Source organism: Chryseosolibacter indicum (assembly GCF_018598585.1).
Classification (GTDB): Bacteria; Bacteroidota; Bacteroidia; order Cytophagales; family Cyclobacteriaceae; genus Chryseosolibacter; species Chryseosolibacter indicus.
In genome coordinates this window covers 76,330-97,246 of the sequence record NZ_JAHESD010000015.1, presented here as the reverse complement: position 1 = coordinate 97,246, position 20,917 = coordinate 76,330, and the positions used below count along the sequence as shown (strand labels likewise).

Below are 20,917 nucleotides of genomic sequence, written 5' to 3'. Positions count from 1 at the left end.
GTAAGGAGCGGATAGTCTTTCATCATGCCATTACCTTTCTCGATTTGCCTTGTTTTCAGCGAGCTACAGGCGCAAAAGGAAGAATCGAGCTCTGCCTCACCTTTAATTTTAACGGTAGTGATGCTTAAATGCGACTTCAGAACTTCATGGATTTTCTTTACGTTGTCTACCGCGTCCTTTTCGATGCTTTGCGTGGTAAATGGCACTAACAGTTTATTCAAAAATTTGCGATCAGGTTCCGATACCTGAACTTTTACTCTTGTAAGAGAATCATTTTCACTTTCAAAACTCCAATTGTATATATACGCACGCTCTCCTACCACCACTGACTGTTTCACGCTCTTTAAAGAGTCTACCTCAACAATTTTTGTATCTGGTGTAGATTTATTGTATAGTCTGATTGTTTGGATGATATCGCCTGGTAAGGTATGGGCTTTAAACTTGACTTCAAATTCGAATGGCCTAATGAACAAATAATACATTAAAGCAATCAGTACTAACGCCACTAGGATCCCTGAAATTTTCCTCATGCTATTTTAAAAGGTTATAAATCTGGGCACTGCCGTTATTGATAGTCACAAGCAGATAAGTATTATTTTTAACAGTAATAATGTTTAAATGACGAACAGAATGATTAATTAAATTTAGTCCTATGGAGTTGCCATCAACAATGTCCTTATCACTTTTAACCAGTGCTCCAGGAAATGAAGCAAATCGGCCATGAAAAGGCTGAACGCCAAAGTAATTGCCTCCTAACAAAACTTCATTTCGCCCGTCAGCATCAAAATCATATTTTAATTGAGCCATTAAAGGCGCAGTCTGCAAATCCATAGGAAATGGAATAAAAGTATACTTGCCATTATCATTCTTTAAATATCCTGACGCAAGTTGATGAACTTCATACACCTGCGACTTATGTAATTGTTTAGAAGTAAAGATCTCTTCGACCTTTTTACCTGCAAACGCCTGGTAACTATTGTATTTTTTCCGAAGGGCAGGAATTTGACTAGCTATTACATCGAAGCCATCTAACGGATAATAATTTCCATGCTTCTCTATAGCAATGATGGTTTCTGACTTTCCGTTTTCATCAAAATCATGATAGTACATTTTCATCGGATGCGACTCGGATGCTTTAAATTTAGAATTTAGACCCCAATTACCCAGTATATAGTCCGTATCTCCATCGCTATCGATATCAAAGGAAGCAATAGATTGCCAAAGGCCATTTAATGGTGTATCAAGAACATTATCCTTTTCAAATGAATTACCACTATTTTTAAGGAAGAGTGGTTTCATCCATTCGCCTACAACAATAAGATCGATCTTTCCATCTTTATTGTAATCTTCCCAAAGTGCATCAGTGACCATCCCCAGGCCTTCAAAAAGTTCCTTTTGAAATGCGGTAAATACGCCTTTGTCATTCACTAACAAATACGATTGGGGTACTTTACCAAAGTCATCAGAAACAGATTCATTGCCCACAAAGATGTCAAGGTCTCCATCATTGTTGAAATCATATTGTTTAACACAGGATGCGTTTTCGTAATAATCAGCTACTTCATTTAAAGCAAAACCTCCATCTAATGACTTGTAATAACTATCGAGAAGTGGACGGGCTTTATTAAAAAAATCGGCGCCCCCTGTTCCAATAAACAAATCTGTTTTTCCATCTTTATTAAAATCAGCAATAGCTGCATCTATATCCTCCTTCACAGAATCTTTTAAGATATCTGGAATATGGGTTTTAATAAAACCATTACCTGATTGAATGTAGAATTGTCCTGGTATGTGCTTGGAGCCGCCAAAATAAATATCAAGCTGGCCATCATTATTAATATCACCAATAGCAGTTGCAGGACCTCTGTCACTTTGCTGATATGGTAGAAGCTTTAACCTATCGAAATCAGTATAACTATCTTCAACATGTTTGAAGGTAAGTCCTATCTGAGCCGGATCTACTTCAGCAAAAATTGGTTTTACACTTTTCGTACTTCCTAACTTAATAATCTCTTTTTTGTTATCAGGAGAAATGACAAGAGTTTGATTCACTTTTACCTTTACCAACTTTTGACCTTGACCATTGGGCCAAATGATTTTAATGGAATCAACTACAAGGCTATTTCCATATCCAAAATGAATGATGGGCTCGGAAGAAGCCTGAAAGCCTCTTATGGTGTACATCTCTTTTAATTGCATAACGCCGCCCTGGTAAGAGTAAACACGCGTGCCAATCCCTAACGTATTCTCTTTGCCGTACTTCAATTTTAACTTAAGGTAATTTGCAGATTCGTTTGTCTGGTTAATGTAAACTCCAGGAGTGTCATCAACGTTATTAATAACAAGGTCGAGATCACCATCGTTATCTAAATCCGCATAAGCCGTTGCAGTAGAGCACGTCTTTTCATCAGGCAACCACTTTGCCGACTTATCTTCAAACTGGTAACTGCCATTACCTTTGAAAATATAGTTCTGAACCATGCCAGACGGCATCAACGACAAAGCCTTTTCATCTGCGAGTTTTGTAGTACCAATAACGTTAACTACCTGTTCACTTGAAACGTATTTAATATAGTCGAGATCATTAGGCCTGCGTGGAATGCCATTTGAAATAAACAAATCCTGATTACCATCCTGATCAAAATCTGAAAAGAGAGCGCTCCAACTCCAATCAGTAGCAGCAACGTTGCTCATTAACGCCGTTTCTGAAAACTGTCCGTTTCCCTGATTAATCTGCAACATGTTACGCGGAAACTGATAATTGTAACCATATCTATCAATGCGCATTCTTAAAAGGTTAATATTCTCTTCATCGACAGAACGCTTGAGAACCGCTTCATCTTCTGGCAGCATATCCAAACTGATAAGATCCGGATATCCATCATGATTGATATCTGCGGCATCATTACCCATTGAAAATTTACTAGTTGCTGTTAATGCATGCTTTCCTTGTTCTGAAAAAGTACCATCACCATTGTTTACGTAATAGTAATCATCTTCATGAAAGTCATTACCGACATAAATGTCAGGATAGCCGTCAAGATTAAAGTCTGATATGGCGATACCTAATCCATATCCGTTGATACCACCATAAATCTTTGCTTCTTCACTTACGTCCACAAATTTACCTTCCTCGTTACGAAGCAGCTTACCTCCTGTTTCATACGTCCTAACATTTCTGAGGTTGGCATGACCAAAAGAACCAGGTGTATGAATCGCGTGGTTAAGTAGATATATATCTAAATCACCATCGAGGTCATAATCCAAGAAGGCTGCGGATGAACTGTATGACTCAAAATCAAGTCCATACTCTGCTGACTTCTCTGAAAATGTATAATCTCCGTTATTTATAAATAACTCATTATGACCTTTCAGATTTTTCAGGCCTACTACAGCACAAACATATATATCTAACAAGCCGTCGCCGTTCACATCTCCCATCACACTTCCTGTGTCCCACGTGTTATTACCGGAAACTCCTGCCTTGTCTGTTATGTCTTCAAACTTTAGGTTGCCTTTATTTAAATACAACTTGTTCGGTACCTGGTTTCCGGAAAAATATAAATCAGGCAAATCATCACCATTGATATCGCCTACAGCTACACCACCACCATTGTAGAAATACAGATAATCAATAATATTAAGATCTGTTGAAGGTGTAAGCTTGTTCTTGAAAGTAATACCGGAATCACTAGACTCCAGTTTTTGAAATAACTGCTTTTGATTATCGCAAGAGGTCAAGAAAATCAAAAACAAAAAAACAATGACAATACTTCTATTGATATTCATCTCTGCTATAGTATTCATTGCTTATTGTACTTAAAAACCCTTGGTTTTTCGCTATTGATGGCTGCAAACAAGTATCTGGAACCTTTCTTATCAGTAAAAGTTTTTAAGTGTCTTATTTGTTCTCTTACAAAAAAGCCACTTTCAATATAGTTTTTCCAATCAAAGTCGAGCTTGCCATTTCCGAGGAGCACATGTCCATAACTTGCATCCTGACGTGAGAACTGAGGTTTAAAGTCAAAGTTGTTTCCTCCCATAACTAAATCGGTAAAGCCATCATTGTTAATGTCAGCGCAGGAAATACTGCTTACGCAAGACCACTGAACCCTGTCTGGCAACTTCTTAATTAAAAATTTTCCATTACCTTCATTAACCGCTATTACAGATTCCGAGACATTGACCATTCTTACAACGGAATTATTGACGAGCTTTGCATTAAACAGTTCCTGTACGGTTCTCTTTGCATAATCAGATGCTTTTAAATTCTGCTTCTTAAGCCCAGGCATTTGTGATGTGACTTCTCGTCGCATGTGTACTGGGTAGTCACCTTTGTTGTAATGAGAGGTCATAATCTGTTCGATCGTTCCATTTTCATCGAAGTCGTTTACCCATAATTTCATAGGGTTCGTTTGAGAAGCGACATAAGGGATATTTAAGCCTGCATTTCCAAGAATTAAGTCTTCATCTCCATCGTTATCAAGGTCAGACGATTCTATTACTTTCCACCATCCGTATAGTGAATCAAGGCTACAACCCCATCTACTTAATCTCCTGCCAGAATTTTTCAAAACAAGTGGTGCACCCCACTCTGATATTGTAATTAAGTCTTTCTTCTTATCGCCATCTATATCAATCCATTTTGCATCGGTAACCATGCCGGCATCCTTCAAGTCATACGCATATCGCTCAGTAGCCTCAACAAAAGTTCCATTACCACTATTGAGTAAGAATACATGTTGAGGATTGATTCCATAAATACCTGGAGTATTTCTTGATCCTATAAATAAATCAACATCGCCGTCGCCGTCAAAATCATGTGGTGCTATTACTGAAATATTTGTTTTAGCAGAAGGTAGTGCTTCACGAGACCTAACGAATCCGGCCTTTCCATCATTAAGGTATAAACGTGTCATATATGTACCCTTCTCCTGCCCAATATTTCCGCCGGTACCAACAGCTAAATCAAGATCTCCATCTCCATCGGCATCGAAAAAGGATGCTGCTGTATCCTCGTATTCAGCATCGTCACTAAAACAATTACTTTGCAATAATTTGAGCTTACCACTTCCCTGGTGAAGGTATACCTGACCTGATTGGCCTTTTCCTCCACCAATAAATATGTCATCATTTCCATCATTATTGATGTCTGCAACCGCTAAAGCCGGGCCTTCTTTAGACAAAAGCTTAGTAACCAATCCTTCCTGATCGAAATCATCAAAGTCATCTTCACTATGTGCCTCAAAAGTATTTTTATTTTCTTCAATGAAAAGAGGTTGAGAAGTGTATTTTTTATTTGAAGGTTTCCATTCGTTACCCTCTTGCTGGGACAAGACAAGCCTCTGATTGGCTTTGACGTCAGTCAAAGTTGTGATTTTATTATCAGGCCAGCGTACGGCAATTGAGTCTATGGTGTCACGCTGGCCTAAGCCGAATGTGATAGTATAATCTATAGAAGACTGAAAACCTCTTGATGGGGTTAACTCCTGGACCATCGTTTCATCTTTGAAGAATAGTTTAACAGAAGTTCCGACAGCAAAGGTGTTAGCACCTGCACCTTTAAACTGAAACTGCAAATAGTTGTTGTTCAGCATTTGCCTACTTTCATTTCTAAAAATGAAAGACTCCATATTTACGTTATTTACTACAAGATCCAGATCGCCATCATTATCCAAGTCTCCGTAAGCACAACCATTCGAAAAGCTCGGAATACCAAGGCCCCATTCCTTCGCCACATTGCTAAAAGTTAAATCCTTGTTGTTCTTAAACGCATAATTCTCAAGGGGAGTAACAGGCATCTTGTTAATAACAGATAAGACCTCATCTTTGTCACCAGTTAATACCATGCTTCGGATAACTTCATTGGCGAGGAAATCAACAAAGTCAATATCTGTTAGATCATGCGCAATTCCGTTTGTAACATAGATATCTTTGTACCCATCGTTATCCATATCGAAGATAAGCCCGGCCCAACTCCAATCCGTTCTTGCTACGCCGCTGTAGTAGGATACTTCAGAGAATGTATTATTCCCGTTGTTTAATTGAAGCGTATTCTGAATATATTGCTGATAAAAGTCTCTGCTCTGCTTTAATTTAAAGACATCATAGTTTTCGAACTCCATGGTACCCTTAGCACGTTGATCTGTTTCAGGCATCATTTCAGTAACAAAAATGTCATTCAGTCCATCATTGTTGATATCTGCAATATCAACACCCATTGCTGACAAGCTGAGATGAGACGTCCAATTCTTTATCTCTTCTGAAAAAGTACCATTCTTCTGGTTGATATAAAGGTAGTCTCTCTCGTAAAAATCATTAGATACATAGATATCTGGATATGTATCTTCATTGATATCGCACACTACAATACCAAGACCAAACGCAATTAAGCTTCTATAGATACCTGCTTCTTCACTTACATCTACAAACTTACCATTATCGTTTCGAAGCAGAAGATGACCTATTCCTCTGAATTGTTTAGGAATATTCTCCCAATCACTTGCCTTCTTATTTCGATCGGCTGCATAACCTAAACTGCTTACAGGAACATTACTATTATTTAATAGGTAAGCATCCAGGTCTCCGTCCTTATCATAATCAAAAAAAGCTGCATGCGTAGAAAAACCGCTCTCTGCTAAGTTGTATTCCTTAGCCCTTTCAGTAAACGTTAAATCACCATTATTAATGTAAAGATCATTATCATGATTATCACCCGCCATATTCCCGGCATTACTAACATAAATATCAAGGAAGCTATCGCCATTGATATCAACCAGTAATACACCTGTATCCCAAGGCTTCTTACCTCCAACGCCTGCCTTATCTGTAATATCTTCAAATTTAAAGTTTCCTTTATTTAGAAACAGTCGATTTTTTTTCATGTTGGCGGTAAAGAAAATATCAGGCAAGCCATCGTTGTTTATGTCTCCAATTGCTACGCCACCGCCGTTATAGAAATTCCTATATTTAAAAACGTTAAATTCTTTCGTATCCTCAATCTCATTTATGAAAGATACTCCTGTCTCTTCCGGAGACAGCTTGGTAAAAAGGGTTTTCTTACCATAATTGTTTTCATTGGATTGATCACCATTGTTACAAGAGAGGATGTAAAACGATAATAATAAAACAAATAATAATCTACTCATTTTTATTCTTCCTTCTTTAACGCAGAACAATTGCGTAACTGCTATTCAGTGCTAACTAAACAGACTACATTATTGTATCTGAGATAAGTTGAAATTACTAAAGCAATAGGCACTTTTAACGTAATGTTTTTGAACAATAAGATGGGGTTAAAGTTACGTCTCTTTTTATTTGAAATTACTTTTATAAAACATTTTCTTGTCTGAAATAGAATATGAAATAATAAAAAAGGGGCACGTGGCCCCCTTTCTTTACTAGACTTATTATCCTTAGTATCCCGGATTAGGGGATAGATTAGGATTTGACAACAACGCACTTGCAGGAATTGGGAAGAGGTCAGTATGCCCATCACCTGCTTGTTTAAATCCTCTTGCATTTTTGAAAACCCCAAATCTAATCATATCAGTTCTCCTGATGTATTCAAGATATAATTCTCTACCTCTTTCATCGAGAAGGGTTGCATCATCCAAAGAAGCTAAAGGAGGCGTATTTGCTCTCATCGCTCTTAATTTATTGACTTCAATTAGAGCTGCTCCTACATCCTTTTTCCGGTACATCGCCTCGGCTCTCATTAAATGAGCATCAGCGAATCGAAAAATTACAGTTCCTGAGGTATAAGCTCCATTGGCAGGAGAATATTTCAAAAGTCTCATACCTGTAACCTCATTATTACCAATCAGACCAGGGAACTCTTTAGTGAAAATTAATGGCTCGTTAGTTCTAGTTGTTAACGCAACTGCTTTACCTTCTCTCCAACCATACATTTGTCCTAATTGAAATCCATAACCAAAACCTTCATTATCAGCATTTGTTGATTCTAAAGTTTGTGTGTAACCACGTCTTTCTTCTTGTCCAGCGCCTAGAGAATTGTTATCAGTTGGCCCTTCAAACTTGTCATAAAACTCCGATAATGTGGCGAAGCCATTCCAACCACCTCCAGAATTAACTGAGGCCTTGTCAAAATTAGGAATAAGCTCTTGCTGATTATAATGTAAGCTGTTCCACATCTTTGAACCTACGTCAGTCGATAAGGCCCAGACCACATCTTTACTTTCAAATGTAGGTCCTTTGAATATCTCAAAATAATTACTTTCTAAACCATAACCCTCTGCTTCAATCTCGTTAACGAGATCAATTACGTCCTGCAGATCGTTTTCCCCATAAGAGCCTTTGTAAACCTCACCATTTAACTTAACCCTTGCCAACAACAAACGCGCTGTTGCTTTCACTGCTCTGGTTTTTGTAGGCGATTGGGGCTGACTAGCAGGTAGGGCTGCAATAGCTTCTTCTAGATCTTTAACTACAAAGTCATATGCTTGCTGCCGTGACATTACTTCCGGAATCACATCAGGACCATCCGTAGCATTCCTAAACGGAACTTGTCCAAAGCAGTCCATTATAACCCACATGTTGTAAGCCCTCATAAACTTAGCCTGAGCTATTTGCTCAGCTGAAGCATTACTTAATGGATCAATAATCTCGGTAGCTCTTAAAACAGCTCCGTTCTTATTATTCCAAACCTGATTAATAAAATTATGAGTAGGCGCCCAAGTATGAGTATGCAACGTTCTCCAAACACCATTATCTCCCCAATCGGTACCTCTTGTTGGTACTATCAATTCATCGGTTGTTACTTCACTTAGTGCATACAATTCTTCCTGTGTATTCATCTGGCTAGGATTACCAGCTGAAAGATTGTTATATAGGTTATCAATTGCTGCATTAACGTTCTCAACTCCATTAAACACGTCTGAATTTCCTTCCGTAATTAGCGAGTCAGTCTCGTCAATATCCAAGCTGCAGGAGAACATCATAAGTCCAAGCACTAGCGCCTGTATATTCAACCTACCTTTTATTTTCATATTTTTTATCATTTAAATTCAGTGTTAGAAAGTAACATTTTTGCTAAAACGATGCATTTAATCCAACTGTAAATGTACGAGGCCTTGGATAAGCACCATAATCAATACCTGCGGTTGGTAATCCGTTTAAAAGACTCGCATCAGCAGGGCTTGTACTTACTTCAGGATCTATACCTGTATAGTCTGTAATTACAAATAGATTTTGAACGTTAAAATATACACGAACATTCTTAATTAGCTGTGTTTCGCCTAATGGTACCTTATACCCTAATGTTAAAGTCTGAGCTCTCACAAAATCTCCTTTCTCAAGGAACCGAGTTGAAACAGAAGCTTCGGCAGAACCTGCCTCACCACTCGTTAATACATCTCGTGTTACGTTTCGCGCATTATTAATTGAGCCTGCAGTAAAGAATGCGTTCCTTGTATTATTGTAAATGTATTGGCCAAATTGACCTGCAAAGTACATTGCAAAATCAAAACCTCTGTAAGTCGCATTCAAAGAAAGCCCCATATTCCATGTAGGTAAAGCTGTTTTTCCTACAAATGTTTGAATGTCAGTATTAGGAACTGGTTGCCCATTTTCATCAAATCCCTCAAAAGGCCTTAGAAAGTATGAGAACAAAGGCTGTCCACCAGCTAAACGCTGAGCATAAGCGTTGGTTAATCCTTGACCGTAAATGGTACCAGCATCCAATATACCTGTAAAATCTTTCAATTCGTTTTTGTTATGTGACACGTTACCACTTACACTAAACGAAGCATCTTCTGTGTCAATTGCAGCATAAGTAAGAGACACTTCCCACCCCTTATTTTGAACAGTTGCGTCCAGGTTATCAAAAATCTGGCTTGCTAACGCTGGTTGTGCTGCATTACGTCTTAACAGCAAATCCGTAGTGTTTTTCACATAGTAATCTAAACTACCACTGAGCTTGTCACTTAAAATTCCAAAGTCAATTCCAACACTTGTTTGTGCGGTTGATTCCCACTTTAAGTTAGGATTAACGGAACCTTGCGTAGCAATACCGGGTACCTGAATTTGACGATCATTACCTACTCCTACATCAGAGTATCTTTCCCTTCTTATAAATTCACCGTACCCCAATCCACTTTGATTACCTACCACTCCATAACCTGCTCTTAATTTGAACGTGTTAAAGAAATCCGGCATGAAATCCTCCTGATCTAATTTCCATGCAACGGCACCGGAAGGGAACACACCATATCTGTTATTAGAACCAAATTTTGATGATCCATCAACCCGAAGAGTGGCTGTTATAAGGTATTTATCAGAAATTGTAAAATTACCACGCCCAAAATACGATTGCAAATAATCCGTTTGATCATAGAAGTTTGCACCGATAGCATCAACTGTTACCCCTGCAGGGCGAGCAAAATAACTCTGACCTAAATTTCCTTCGGAGAAATTAATACCACTTACAAATCCACCATTTGGTTGCGCACCATCCCTTAAACTATTTGCAACGCCCCAGTTATTGTAGTCGCTATAAATTGAAGATGCAGCAGCATCTGCAGCCTCATAAGAATCTCTTAGGTCATTCTCCATTGCATCGAAGGTGGAAAAGTCTCTAAAACCTCTTGCAGTAGCCCAGAAATATTTATTACGGAAGCTTTGTAAAGAATAACCACCAACAAGGTCAATAGCAACCTTGCCTATTGTTTTATTATAGTTTAATGTTAATTCAACCAGATGACTTAAACTCATGTTTTCGTTTAATTGTCCTTGCCCGTAACCTAATACTCCATCGCCTGTATTTCTCGCCTTTCCAGTGATAAGCGTAACCCGGTCCCCATCTGACCAATCAATGCCATAGGTAGCTTTTGCTGTGAGGTCATTGGTCACTTTATAATCTGCAGAAAGGTTGGCAATGATTCTATTTGTAGCCCCTTCGCTATTAATGTAGGTTAACATGTTTGCTGGACTCCTATTACCTCCAGGATTGAAATCAGGATCAGTAGGCCAGGTCGGATTAGCCATATAAGCCGAACCTAAAAGATCACCTGTAGAACCTGCGTTACCACTGATTGGAGGATCTTCTCTTCTTACATGTGAGTACGTTGTTGATAGATCAAAATTTAATTTATTATCCAGAAAAGACTTTGAAGCGTTAACTTTCCCAGTAAATCTCTTCATCCACGAATGTTCCAAAATCCCTTGCTGATCTTCATAGCCTATTGACGCTCTTACAGCGGCGGTTTGAAAACCTCTTGCATAAGAAAGATTTTGTTTATGAGATATAGAAGTTCTTGTTACGTAATCCTGCCAATCCGTTTCAGCACCATAATACTGATCTGATGGAGTGCCACCAAAAAGTGAAATGCCACCTAAAAATTCGTAGGGGTTTAACAAATCAAATTTCTTTGCAGGAGATGAGATGCTTACGCTTGAAGCTAAATCAAAAGTACCTTTATTTCCTTTACCACTTTTTGTGGTGATAATAACAACTCCATTCGCGCCTCTTGATCCATAAATCGCAGTAGCTGAAGCATCCTTTAAAATATTGATACTCTCAATATCGCTGGGGTTAAGGAAGTTTAGTGGATTAGTATCGGGAGAACTTCCGAAGCCCACATCTGCTGTAGCTGGCTGTGTTCCACCACTCAATGGTACACCGTCTACTACAAACAATGGATTGTTATTTGAACGGATAGAGCTTGTTCCTCTGATTCTTAATTGAACACCAGCTCCCGGGGCACCACTTGTAGTGGTCATCTGAACACCAGCTGTTTTCCCTTGTATTAATTGTTCCGGAGATGAAATAACACCTGCGTTAAAGTCCGTGGACTTAACCGCAGCAATTGCACCAGTTGCATCTTTCACGGTAGTTTCCCCATAACCGATTACAACAACTTCATCAAGGGCTCTTACATCAGCAGATAACCTAACATTTACTGTACTCTGCGTTCCTACAGCAATTTCCTGCGAAGCAAATCCTACAAACGAAAAAACCAGTGTTGCGTTTTCATTTACATTAATAGAATAGCCACCATCAATATTCGTTACCGTACCGTTACTGGTACCTTTTTCAACTACGTTTACTCCTGGCAGTGGCGAACCATCTTCTGCAGACGTGATGGTCCCGGTTACAGTTCTACCCTGAGACCACGCCAATGTAGTGGTGGTCATAATGAGTAGAGCCGTAAGATACCTGCTTAAAGACAGATAAAATTTGGTCATACGGTTTGTGTTTTGGTTTGGGTTAAATAACTAATTGTTATAAAAAAGTCGGTCCAAAGCGGGCAAAAAGATCACACTTCTCGTTGCGCTTTCGATTTCGGTGAAAATATATAAATAAGCCAACGATAATACATTGAATATTTTGATAAAATTTATTAGGAATCGAATCCGCAATCGTTTCCCGTTTTACATTTCGTAATTACTTATCCATTACAATGCTTGATTTTTAACAAATATTAAGGATAATGCAGGCAAGAGCCGCCAACTGTAGAAAAACCGCAACCGTTTTCTTGTTAAAAATACTCAATCTTGAACTGTCTGTTCTTCAAGTTGGACGTTATAAATAGGGCCTTAAGCAAAAACATCAAAAACCTACAGAAAAACATACACAAATAGTCAGAAATACTATATATTAGCAACCGATTGCGGTGACTTCTAAAAAAATTGCGGTTGCGTTGCGATCGAATCTCCATACACTGTATCTTGCTTTCTATGAAATATAATCAGGTAACCATTAAGGACATTGCAAGGGAGCTAGGTATCTCCCCTTCTACAGTTTCCAGGGCATTAAAAGATCATCCGGATATAAGTCCTGAGACAAAAAAGGCTGTTAATGAACTTGCGGATAAATTAAACTATCAACCCAACATTGTTGCCTTAAGCTTGCGACAAAGCAAGACTAATACAATCGGTGTTATTATCCCTGAGTTGGTTCACTTCTTCTTCTCTACTGTTATTAGTGGTATTGAAGATGTTGCCTACAGCGCGGGTTATAACGTAATTATTACACAGTCTAACGAATCGCTACAAAGAGAGAAAACAGATATTAAAGCATTATTTAATAGTAGAGTTGATGGAATGCTAATTTCCGTTTCGCGCGAGACAAGCAATTTCGATCACATCGATAACATTCTTGCTAAAGGAGTACCTATGGTATTCTTTGACAGGGTTTACGAAAATTCAAACTCAAGCAGAATTATTGTTGACGACTTAAGTGGTGCTAAAGAGGCTACTTTACATCTTATAGAACAGGGATGTAAGCGCATCGCTCACCTTGAAGGTCCTCCGAATCTTGAAATTACAAAACAACGCCTTGAAGGATACAAACAGGCTTTACAGGAACATAACATTCCGATAGATCCTAGTTTAATAGTAGCATGCCCTTTAGGTACTATTGAAGAAGGTAAAAAAGCTACGGAAATATTACTGGCAATGGACGAAAAACCTGACGCCATCTTTGCAACCAATGACCCTGCTGCTATGGGCTCTATGCAAGCCATTAAAGAAGCAGGATTAAAGATACCGCAGGATATTGCAATTGTTGGATTCAGCAACTGGTTCTTCACTGCTTTATTAGATCCACCATTAACTTCTGTTGATCAACCTGGTTTTGAGATGGGACAAGAAGCCGCAAAGCTGCTTATCCGCCAGATTGAAGTGAAGAGCAAAAACCATGACGTTGAGCTGCAGCCTGAAACAAAGGTGTTAAAGACAAGACTAATCGTTCGCGATTCTTCTCTTAAAAAGGGAAAGAAAAAGTAACGCTCACTTAAACTATTATTAAAAGACAGAACGGCTAATTCTGTCTTTTTTTATTTTATAAAAACTTTAACTAAGGTTTATGCAGGAGAATCTCTTTTAATATAATATGTTGCATAATCGATTTGCCCCACTAAGCTTTACTTCACACTAAAATTTATAAAAGATTTTAACAATGGCTGTAATTAACAGAACATTAAGTCAAAGTCTGGGTAGTATCAGACAATGGGAAAAAACTCAAGCAGGTATACAAGGAAAAACTACAGATGAGCAGTTCTCTGTAAGTTTCTACAATGACGCTATCGCGCGTATCAGCATAACACGAAGCAATGAAATTGAAGACTTCTCCTATGCTGTAATCCAACAACCTGGTTCTGTTAACCTGAATATCACCGATAGCGATAACACCATCAGCATTACAACAGAAAAACTGGTGCTTACCATTAAAAAAGATAAGCTACGGTTCAGTTTCTTTAATTTAAAAAATGACGTAATCAACGAAGACGACGAAGCATTCGGAACAAGCTGGAATGGCGAACAGGTAACTACTTACAAAAAGCTTCAGCCGGGCGAACGCTTTATAGGGTTAGGAGAAAAAACAGGCCCTCTTGATCGCAGAGGAAATGGCTATGTAAACTGGAACACAGATGCCTTTGCTTATGGTTCAGGAACAGACCCTATTTACTCTACTCTCCCCTTTTACATTGGGGTGCATCAGAATGTTGTTTATGGTATCTTCTTCGACAACAGCCACAAATCGTTCTTCAACTTTGGAGCCTCTAACAATCGTTTTGCAAGCTTCTCTGCTGATAGCGGTGACATGAATTACTATTTCATTTATGGTGATACCGTAGCAGAAATAATTCAGCATTATACATTTCTTACAGGAAGAATGCCTCTGCCACCCCTATGGAGTATCGGCTATCAGCAGTGCAGGTATAGCTATTATCCTGATAAAGAAGTACTGGGTATAGCACGCCATTTTCGAGATAAAGATATTCCTGCCGATGTTATTGTGTTGGACATTCATTATATGGATGACTACAAGATTTTCAGCTGGCATAAGAAGAGTTTCGCAGAACCAAAGAAACTACTCGATCAGCTTAAGGAAATGGGATTTGAGGTAGTACTCATGTGCGACCCTGGAATAAAAGTAGAAGCTGGCTATCAGACTTATGAAGATGGCGTGAAGAATGACGTCTTTATAAAATATCCTGACGGCTCTTATTATACAGGACAAGTATGGCCAGGGTGGTGTCACTTCCCTGACTTTACAAACCCAAAAACACGCAAGTGGTGGGCCGACCAATTCAATGACTATGTAGCACTTGGTGTACAGGGCTTCTGGAACGACATGAATGAAATAGCCACCTGGGGCAACATGCTTCCGGAAAATGTCGAGTTTGACTTTGAAGGAATGAAAGCCTCTATGCGCAAAGCGAGAAATTTGTTTGGCCTTCTTATGTCCAGAAGTACTTACGAAGGAACAAAGGCCCTGATGAAAAACAGAAGGCCGTTTAACCTGACTCGCTCGGCTTACGCAGGTATACAAAGGTATGCAGCTGTATGGACTGGCGACAACGTGGCCTATGATGAACACATGCTGCTCGGTGTGCGTATGGTTAGCAGTATGGGCCTTACAGGGGTAGCGTTTGCGGGATACGATGTAGGGGGTTTTGTAGGAAATGCAGATTCAAAACTTTTCGCGCGCTGGGTTTCAATCGGCGCCTTCTCTCCTTTTTTCAGAGGCCACTCTATGATTAACAGTCGTGACTCTGAACCATGGTCTTACGGAGAAGAGGTAGAGCAGATTTCGCGCAATTACATCAAATTCAGGTACCAGATCATGCCGTACATCTACTCCCTCTTCTACGAGGCTACGCAAACAGGCATGCCTGTACAAAGAACACTTGCTATTAATTATCCGCATGATCCAAAAGTTTATGATGGCACTTATCACAATCAATATCTATTCGGACCTTACTTTCTTATTGCACCTGCAGAAAGTACGAAAGATTTTACGAAAGTATATCTTCCTGAAGGCGATTGGTATGATCTGTACCATGGAAAGAAATTCCAGGGAAATACAGAGATCATTGTTGAATGTCCTGTTCATAAACTTCCTGTGTTTGTAAAGGCCGGCGCCATTATTCCTATGGAGCCTGCTAAGATTAATACTGCACAACCTTCTGACTTGTTGAGATTGCATATCTATAAAGACGTAGCGAATAACAATAGTTTCGAATACTATCAGGACGATGGCGTATCTTATGATTATGAACAAAACAAATACGCAAAAAGACTTATAGAGTATAAACCTCTTCTTAATAAAATAATCCTTCACAAAACGGAGGGTACTTACAAAAGTCCTTTAAAGAAGGTTATACTTATCATGCATGGCTTTGAGAACACCATTCAAACGCTATACGTTAACAATAAAGAGTATGCTGCTCAACATACCATAAATTCCTTCTTTACAGGATTAGAAAAATATGATCCTGTTAAGGATCCGGAGCCTGCTCCTGAAGGAGATGTTATTTCTATTGAATTAGACTACATGTTAGATGAAATAACTATTCACTGGCTATAAAATAACGGTAGATGAATTAGCAGGAATTGTGCATCTTGTAAAATGACTACTACCTCATCAAAACAAAAACAAAAGCTCACGTTCTGGCAAATCTGGAACATGAGCTTTGGTTTTTTCGGTATCCAATTTGGTTTTGCATTACAAAATGGAAATGCTTCCCGAATACTGCAAACCTTTGGTGCTGATGTTGAGCACCTCTCCTGGTTTTGGCTTGCAGCTCCTCTAACAGGAATGATTGTGCAACCCATTATTGGCTATTATAGTGACAGAACATGGACCTCTCTTGGACGACGACGTCCTTATTTTCTTGCCGGGTCTATCATCGCTGCATTAGCCCTTATATTCATGCCTAATGCCGAAGTACTGGCAGGGTTTCTCGCACCGCTCTATATAGGCGCAGGAATTCTAATGGTAATGGATGCATCATTTAACATTGCCATGGAGCCTTTTCGTGCACTTGTTGCAGATCTGCTTCCTTCCGACCAGCGAACGTTGGGCTTCTCTGTTCAAACCTTTTTAATAGGCCTTGGCGCTGTTATAGGTTCATGGCTTCCTTATGTATTTGCTGAATGGTTTGATGTTGCAAAAACAGCTCCGGAAGGCGAAGTACCAGACAACGTGTTGTGGTCGTTCTATATTGGAGCCGTTGTTTTTCTCTCTGCTATTGTCTGGACTGTCACTACAACAAAAGAGTTTCCGCCAGATGAATACGAAAAGCAAAGTAATAAGTCAGGCAAGAAAGGCATCTCACAAATCATAAGTGATTTTGTAAACATGCCTAAAACCATGAAACAACTGGGATTAGTACAATTCTTTTCATGGTTTGCACTTTTCTCTATGTGGGTATTCACTACCTCAGCCGTTGCCACCCATGTATACGCATTACCGTTAAGTGATACCAAATCTGAAACCTTTCAGGATGCGGGCAACTGGGTAAGCGGACTGTTTGGTATTTACAACGGTGTTTCTGCTGTTTATGCGCTCTTCCTTCCGGCCATCGCTGCAAAGGTAGGGCGAAAATTAACGCACGCCCTCTCGCTCACCATAGGAGGTATTGCATTAATTTCAATATACTTTATTAATGATCCAGATGTTCTTATTGTACCAATGATAGGGGTAGGAATTGCATGGGCAAGCATACTCGCCATGCCATATGCTATTCTTGCAGGTGCTATACCCTCTCATAAGATGGGAATTTATATGGGGGTATTTAATTTCTTTATCACCCTGCCTCAAATTATAAACGGTATTATTGGAGGCCCCATTGTTAAATATGTATTTGGCTCTCAGGCAATTTACAGTCTAATACTGGCAGGCGTTTTCTTTATCATTGGCGCCTTGTGTGTTGCTTTTGTAGATGATACCGATGACGTAGCGGTAATCAAATCTTCTTAAAATAATTATGTAACATTTTATTAATATGTTAAGAAAGTAATTACTCACGTTTATAGCACAATAATTGCTTTTGGGATGCGAGTCGCTAATAACTCGTCAGATTATGCCTGGAAAAACGCCATACTATAATCAATGGAATTTTCATACATCTGGTTTTTCTGAGGGGTTATTGAAATTAATTTAATAATCAAATCGTAAATTTGTCCGCAAACCCCACGTCTTATGAAATTTCGACCTTTACTTTTTGCAGTCTTTATTGTTGTACTATCCTCCTGTAGTTCTGGTAAAAAAGCTTATGAAAAAGGAGATTATTACGGCGCCGTTGTAAAGTCAGTAAATAGGCTAAAGCAGAAACCTGATCACTCTAAATCCAAAGAAACTTTAAAAGGCGCATATCCTTTAGCACTTCAATCGCTTGAACAGGAAGCGCAAAACATGTTAGCTTCTAACGAAATGTTTAAAAGCAGAAACACGATAAACATCTACAATCGTGTTAACGAATTATATGAAGTTGTTAAATCTTCTCCTGCTGCATTAACTGTAATTAAAAGTCCAAAAAACTATTACTCAGAAATAGGTCCGCTTAAGGAAAAGGCAAGTGAAGAGTTATACGGCGCCGGCATTACTGCCATGATGAAGGCAACACGTAGAGACTCACGGGAAGCGTATTTCTATTTTAAGGAATGTGAAGGTTACACACCTCGTTACAAAGAGGCCCTTGAGATGATGACTCAATCGGAAAGGGATGGAACGCTTACTGTTATGTATGAGGAGTCTGCTTACAACAACTGGACTTCCTCTGGCAATTTTATAAGGCAGCTGGATGAAATACAGTTTATTGAATTAGTTAATAAGAACATTGCTGTTACCCAGATGGGCAGAAAGTTTGACCTTAACATGCTTGTATCCATTCAAAATTATTCTGAAAAGAAGCCTGTAATAACAAAAAAAGAATACGAGCTTATTGACAGTGTTAAAGTTGGCGAGAAAGTAGTGAATAAGGTAAAAGTACCTACCTATCAAACAATAAGAGGTAAATACATCGAGAACAAAATAACTGTTGAGTCAGAGGGTACTATATCAATTGTAATTGTTGATCCGAAAACTGGAAACAAAGTATTTTCAGACGACTTCAGAGGTACCGGAATCTGGAAAGACACCTGGGGAACATGTTCAGGAGACCAGCGCGTATTTAGTAAATCGCAAAAAGATGCATGCGCAACGTCTACTCCCAGACCCGACAGCCAGGCACTAAGAAAACAAGCAATGGAAGACCTTGACAAACAGGTGTACTCGCGCTTGTCAGGCTTTTTAAAGAATTATTAACATCTCTAGATAGACCTTACTACTTAAAACGCTGTTGTAGCCCCCTGCAACAGCGTTTTTTTATTAATTCGGTCATCTCTTTCAACCCAGCGTAGGAAACACGGATTTACCCTATTTTGAGGATTTTTACTGCTTCCGCCTACACATGTTAAACTTTAATAAAAACTAGACTCAGCCCTATTTCAGCCGGGGTTGAGCCATATCTGAGCCGTATATGAGCCGTATAAGGCCTCAAATTTCACTAAAAACGCAGCTTATACGGCTCATATACGGCTCAAGTACGGCTGATGTCGGGCTCAAGTACCGGAAAAATACGGCTTCCTTAAATCGGGCTTGGCTTTATTCATGGAAATCTCCATCTGTAGCCCTAGTAAGACGAATACATTTCTGGCGCTACTGTTAAGAGGCGGCTAAAGGCGTACAGTTTGCGTTTAAACGCTTTTGCATTAAAAAGATACATTGTTTCCGCCGTCGGAAAAGAATCGCTCTAAGCGGATTAAAATGGGCCAGATTGATGGCTACCTAAAATTAATGTGACAGACATCAAAAAAATCCGCTGGAAAAGCATTACCCTGGTAAAAAAAGCGGCTTTCCGAAACTATTTACATCTTTGAATCAGTTTAACTAAGAGTATGTATACACACATAAAAATATATGCACTGGCAGCTTTTGTCTTACTGGCCGCCGTCTCATGTGCGCAACCCAAAAAACAGGAAAACAAGTCTATGGAAAACAGTTCAGCAAATTTGCAGACAGCAACTTTTGGTTCGGGATGTTTCTGGTGTACAGAAGCAATTTTTTTAGAAGTTAGTGGTATCACTAAAGTAGAATCAGGATATGCTGGCGGCAAGGTTAAAAATCCCACGTACAAAGAGGTATGCAGCGGCCTGACCGGACACGCAGAAGTTATACAAGTACAGTATGACCCTAAGGTTATTTCTTATGAAGAGCTACTTGAAATCTTCTGGAAGACACATGATCCTACTACCTTAAATCGGCAGGGGGCTGATGAAGGAACACAATATCGGTCGGTAATTTTTTATCATAACGATGAACAGAAAAAGCTGGCTGAGTTTTATAAAAAGAAATTAGACGACAGTAAAATATTTTCAGCGCCAATAGTAACTGAGATTAGTCCTTATACCACTTTCTACAAAGCTGAGGATTACCATCAGAATTATTATGCATTAAATACTACTGCACCTTATTGTAGTTACGTCATAACTCCGAAACTCGACAAGTTTAAAAAGGTGTTCAAAGATAAAATCAGACATTAGTTCTATTTTTTTAAAGATTATGAAACTTATAACCTGAACCTCCGTTAATAGTACTTGAGTAGAGTAATTCTTCTCATAGGTTTAGGTTTAGGTAAACAAAAAAGCTCCGAGACGCGGAGCTTTTTTGCTTTTCAGCCCTCTCCTTCTTTTAGTTTTTTGCCGACCATAACTTATTTATACCAGTAATAGTATTGATACCCTGGCACATATTTTTTGATGGCGTTGTGTATCTTAATTTTTATGACAACAGGGGCGTTTCGAGTGAAGAGAGATCGGAATGAAATTCTTCAAGAGCTTTTTGAGAGCAAAGAAAAAACTAATGTTCTTGGCTTTTACTTAAAAGGCGAACACAAATTAATAACTACAGCAGTAGTAGATATTGGCTTCAGCGAGGTTTCCGAACCCGTCATTCAGTTGAGAGAATGTGATCTTCATGGGTATCCTCTTTTTAAATCTCAAATTCCTTTAAGCGAAATAGACGGGGTAATTCGTTTCAACACGCTTTACAATGATCCTGTCTATGTAAGAATCAGAGAAATGAAAAACAGGATAAACAGCGAGTTGGCTGCCTAACCTCCTGACAAAG

General features: G+C 39.0%; 11 protein-coding genes. 6 read left to right on the top strand and 5 right to left on the bottom strand.

Annotation, left to right across the window (positions count from 1 at the left end; genetic code table 11):
• The 5 genes from KK060_RS09315 to KK060_RS09295 form a co-directional block, all read right to left on the bottom strand.
• Positions 1 to 530 (bottom strand): hypothetical protein (locus tag KK060_RS09315; RefSeq protein ID WP_254153445.1); only part of this gene is annotated, 530 nt, incomplete at its 3' end.
• A gap of 1 nt (position 531) precedes the next feature.
• Positions 532 to 3,807, bottom strand: a complete 3,276-nt coding sequence (locus tag KK060_RS09310) for a VCBS repeat-containing protein (protein ID WP_254153444.1) — start codon at positions 3,805 to 3,807, stop codon at positions 532 to 534.
• The gene (locus KK060_RS09305) at positions 3,804 to 7,148 is read right to left on the bottom strand and encodes a CRTAC1 family protein (RefSeq protein ID WP_254153443.1); all 3,345 of its coding nucleotides are present in this window, start codon (positions 7,146 to 7,148) and stop codon (positions 3,804 to 3,806) included. Before KK060_RS09305 ends, KK060_RS09310 begins: the two co-directional genes overlap by 4 nt.
• 267 nt (positions 7,149 to 7,415) lie before the next feature.
• Positions 7,416 to 9,008, bottom strand: a complete 1,593-nt coding sequence (locus tag KK060_RS09300) for a RagB/SusD family nutrient uptake outer membrane protein (RefSeq protein WP_254153442.1) — start codon at positions 9,006 to 9,008, stop codon at positions 7,416 to 7,418.
• Between the two features lie 43 nt (positions 9,009 to 9,051).
• Entirely contained in the window at positions 9,052 to 12,204 is a 3,153-nt protein-coding gene (locus KK060_RS09295; protein WP_254153441.1) for a SusC/RagA family TonB-linked outer membrane protein, read from the bottom strand.
• A 444-nt stretch (positions 12,205 to 12,648) separates the two neighbouring features.
• Here KK060_RS09295 and KK060_RS09290 point away from each other — a divergent pair, with 444 nt between their 5' ends.
• The 6 genes from KK060_RS09290 (at position 12,649) to KK060_RS09265 (ending at position 20,904) form a co-directional block, all read left to right on the top strand.
• The gene (locus KK060_RS09290; RefSeq protein ID WP_437124574.1) at positions 12,649 to 13,746 is read left to right on the top strand and encodes a LacI family DNA-binding transcriptional regulator; all 1,098 of its coding nucleotides are present in this window, start codon (positions 12,649 to 12,651) and stop codon (positions 13,744 to 13,746) included.
• 172 nt (positions 13,747 to 13,918) lie between these two features.
• Entirely contained in the window at positions 13,919 to 16,333 is a 2,415-nt protein-coding gene (locus tag KK060_RS09285; RefSeq protein WP_254153439.1) for a glycoside hydrolase family 31 protein, read from the top strand.
• A gap of 42 nt (positions 16,334 to 16,375) precedes the next feature.
• A complete protein-coding gene (locus KK060_RS09280) occupies positions 16,376 to 17,728 on the top strand; it encodes an MFS transporter (protein ID WP_254153438.1) in 1,353 nt (450 codons plus the stop codon).
• 222 nt (positions 17,729 to 17,950) lie between these two features.
• On the top strand, positions 17,951 to 19,054 hold the full coding sequence (locus tag KK060_RS09275; RefSeq protein WP_254153437.1) for a hypothetical protein: 1,104 nt from the start codon (positions 17,951 to 17,953) through the stop codon (positions 19,052 to 19,054).
• Between the two features lie 632 nt (positions 19,055 to 19,686).
• Complete coding sequence (msrA, locus tag KK060_RS09270; protein ID WP_254153436.1) at positions 19,687 to 20,331, top strand: peptide-methionine (S)-S-oxide reductase MsrA; 645 nt, start codon at positions 19,687 to 19,689, stop codon at positions 20,329 to 20,331.
• A gap of 240 nt (positions 20,332 to 20,571) precedes the next feature.
• Complete coding sequence (locus tag KK060_RS09265) at positions 20,572 to 20,904, top strand: hypothetical protein (RefSeq protein WP_254153435.1); 333 nt, start codon at positions 20,572 to 20,574, stop codon at positions 20,902 to 20,904.
• Positions 20,905 to 20,917 lie beyond the last annotated feature (13 nt).

Bases quoted from the DNA above. Each gene is read 5' to 3' on its own strand.
- KK060_RS09280 (WP_254153438.1), top strand. From the start codon at position 16,376: ATGACTACTACCTCATCAAAACAAAAACAAAAGCTCACGTTCTGGCAA.
- KK060_RS09285 (WP_254153439.1), top strand. From the start codon at position 13,919: ATGGCTGTAATTAACAGAACATTAAGTCAAAGTCTGGGTAGTATCAGA.
- KK060_RS09295 (WP_254153441.1), bottom strand. From the start codon at position 12,204: ATGACCAAATTTTATCTGTCTTTAAGCAGGTATCTTACGGCTCTACTC.
- msrA (WP_254153436.1), top strand. From the start codon at position 19,687: ATGTATACACACATAAAAATATATGCACTGGCAGCTTTTGTCTTACTG.
- KK060_RS09305 (WP_254153443.1), bottom strand. From the start codon at position 7,148: ATGAGTAGATTATTATTTGTTTTATTATTATCGTTTTACATCCTCTCT.
- KK060_RS09300 (WP_254153442.1), bottom strand. From the start codon at position 9,008: ATGAAAATAAAAGGTAGGTTGAATATACAGGCGCTAGTGCTTGGACTT.
- KK060_RS09275 (WP_254153437.1), top strand. From the start codon at position 17,951: ATGAAATTTCGACCTTTACTTTTTGCAGTCTTTATTGTTGTACTATCC.
- KK060_RS09310 (WP_254153444.1), bottom strand. From the start codon at position 3,807: ATGAATACTATAGCAGAGATGAATATCAATAGAAGTATTGTCATTGTT.
- KK060_RS09265 (WP_254153435.1), top strand. From the start codon at position 20,572: ATGACAACAGGGGCGTTTCGAGTGAAGAGAGATCGGAATGAAATTCTT.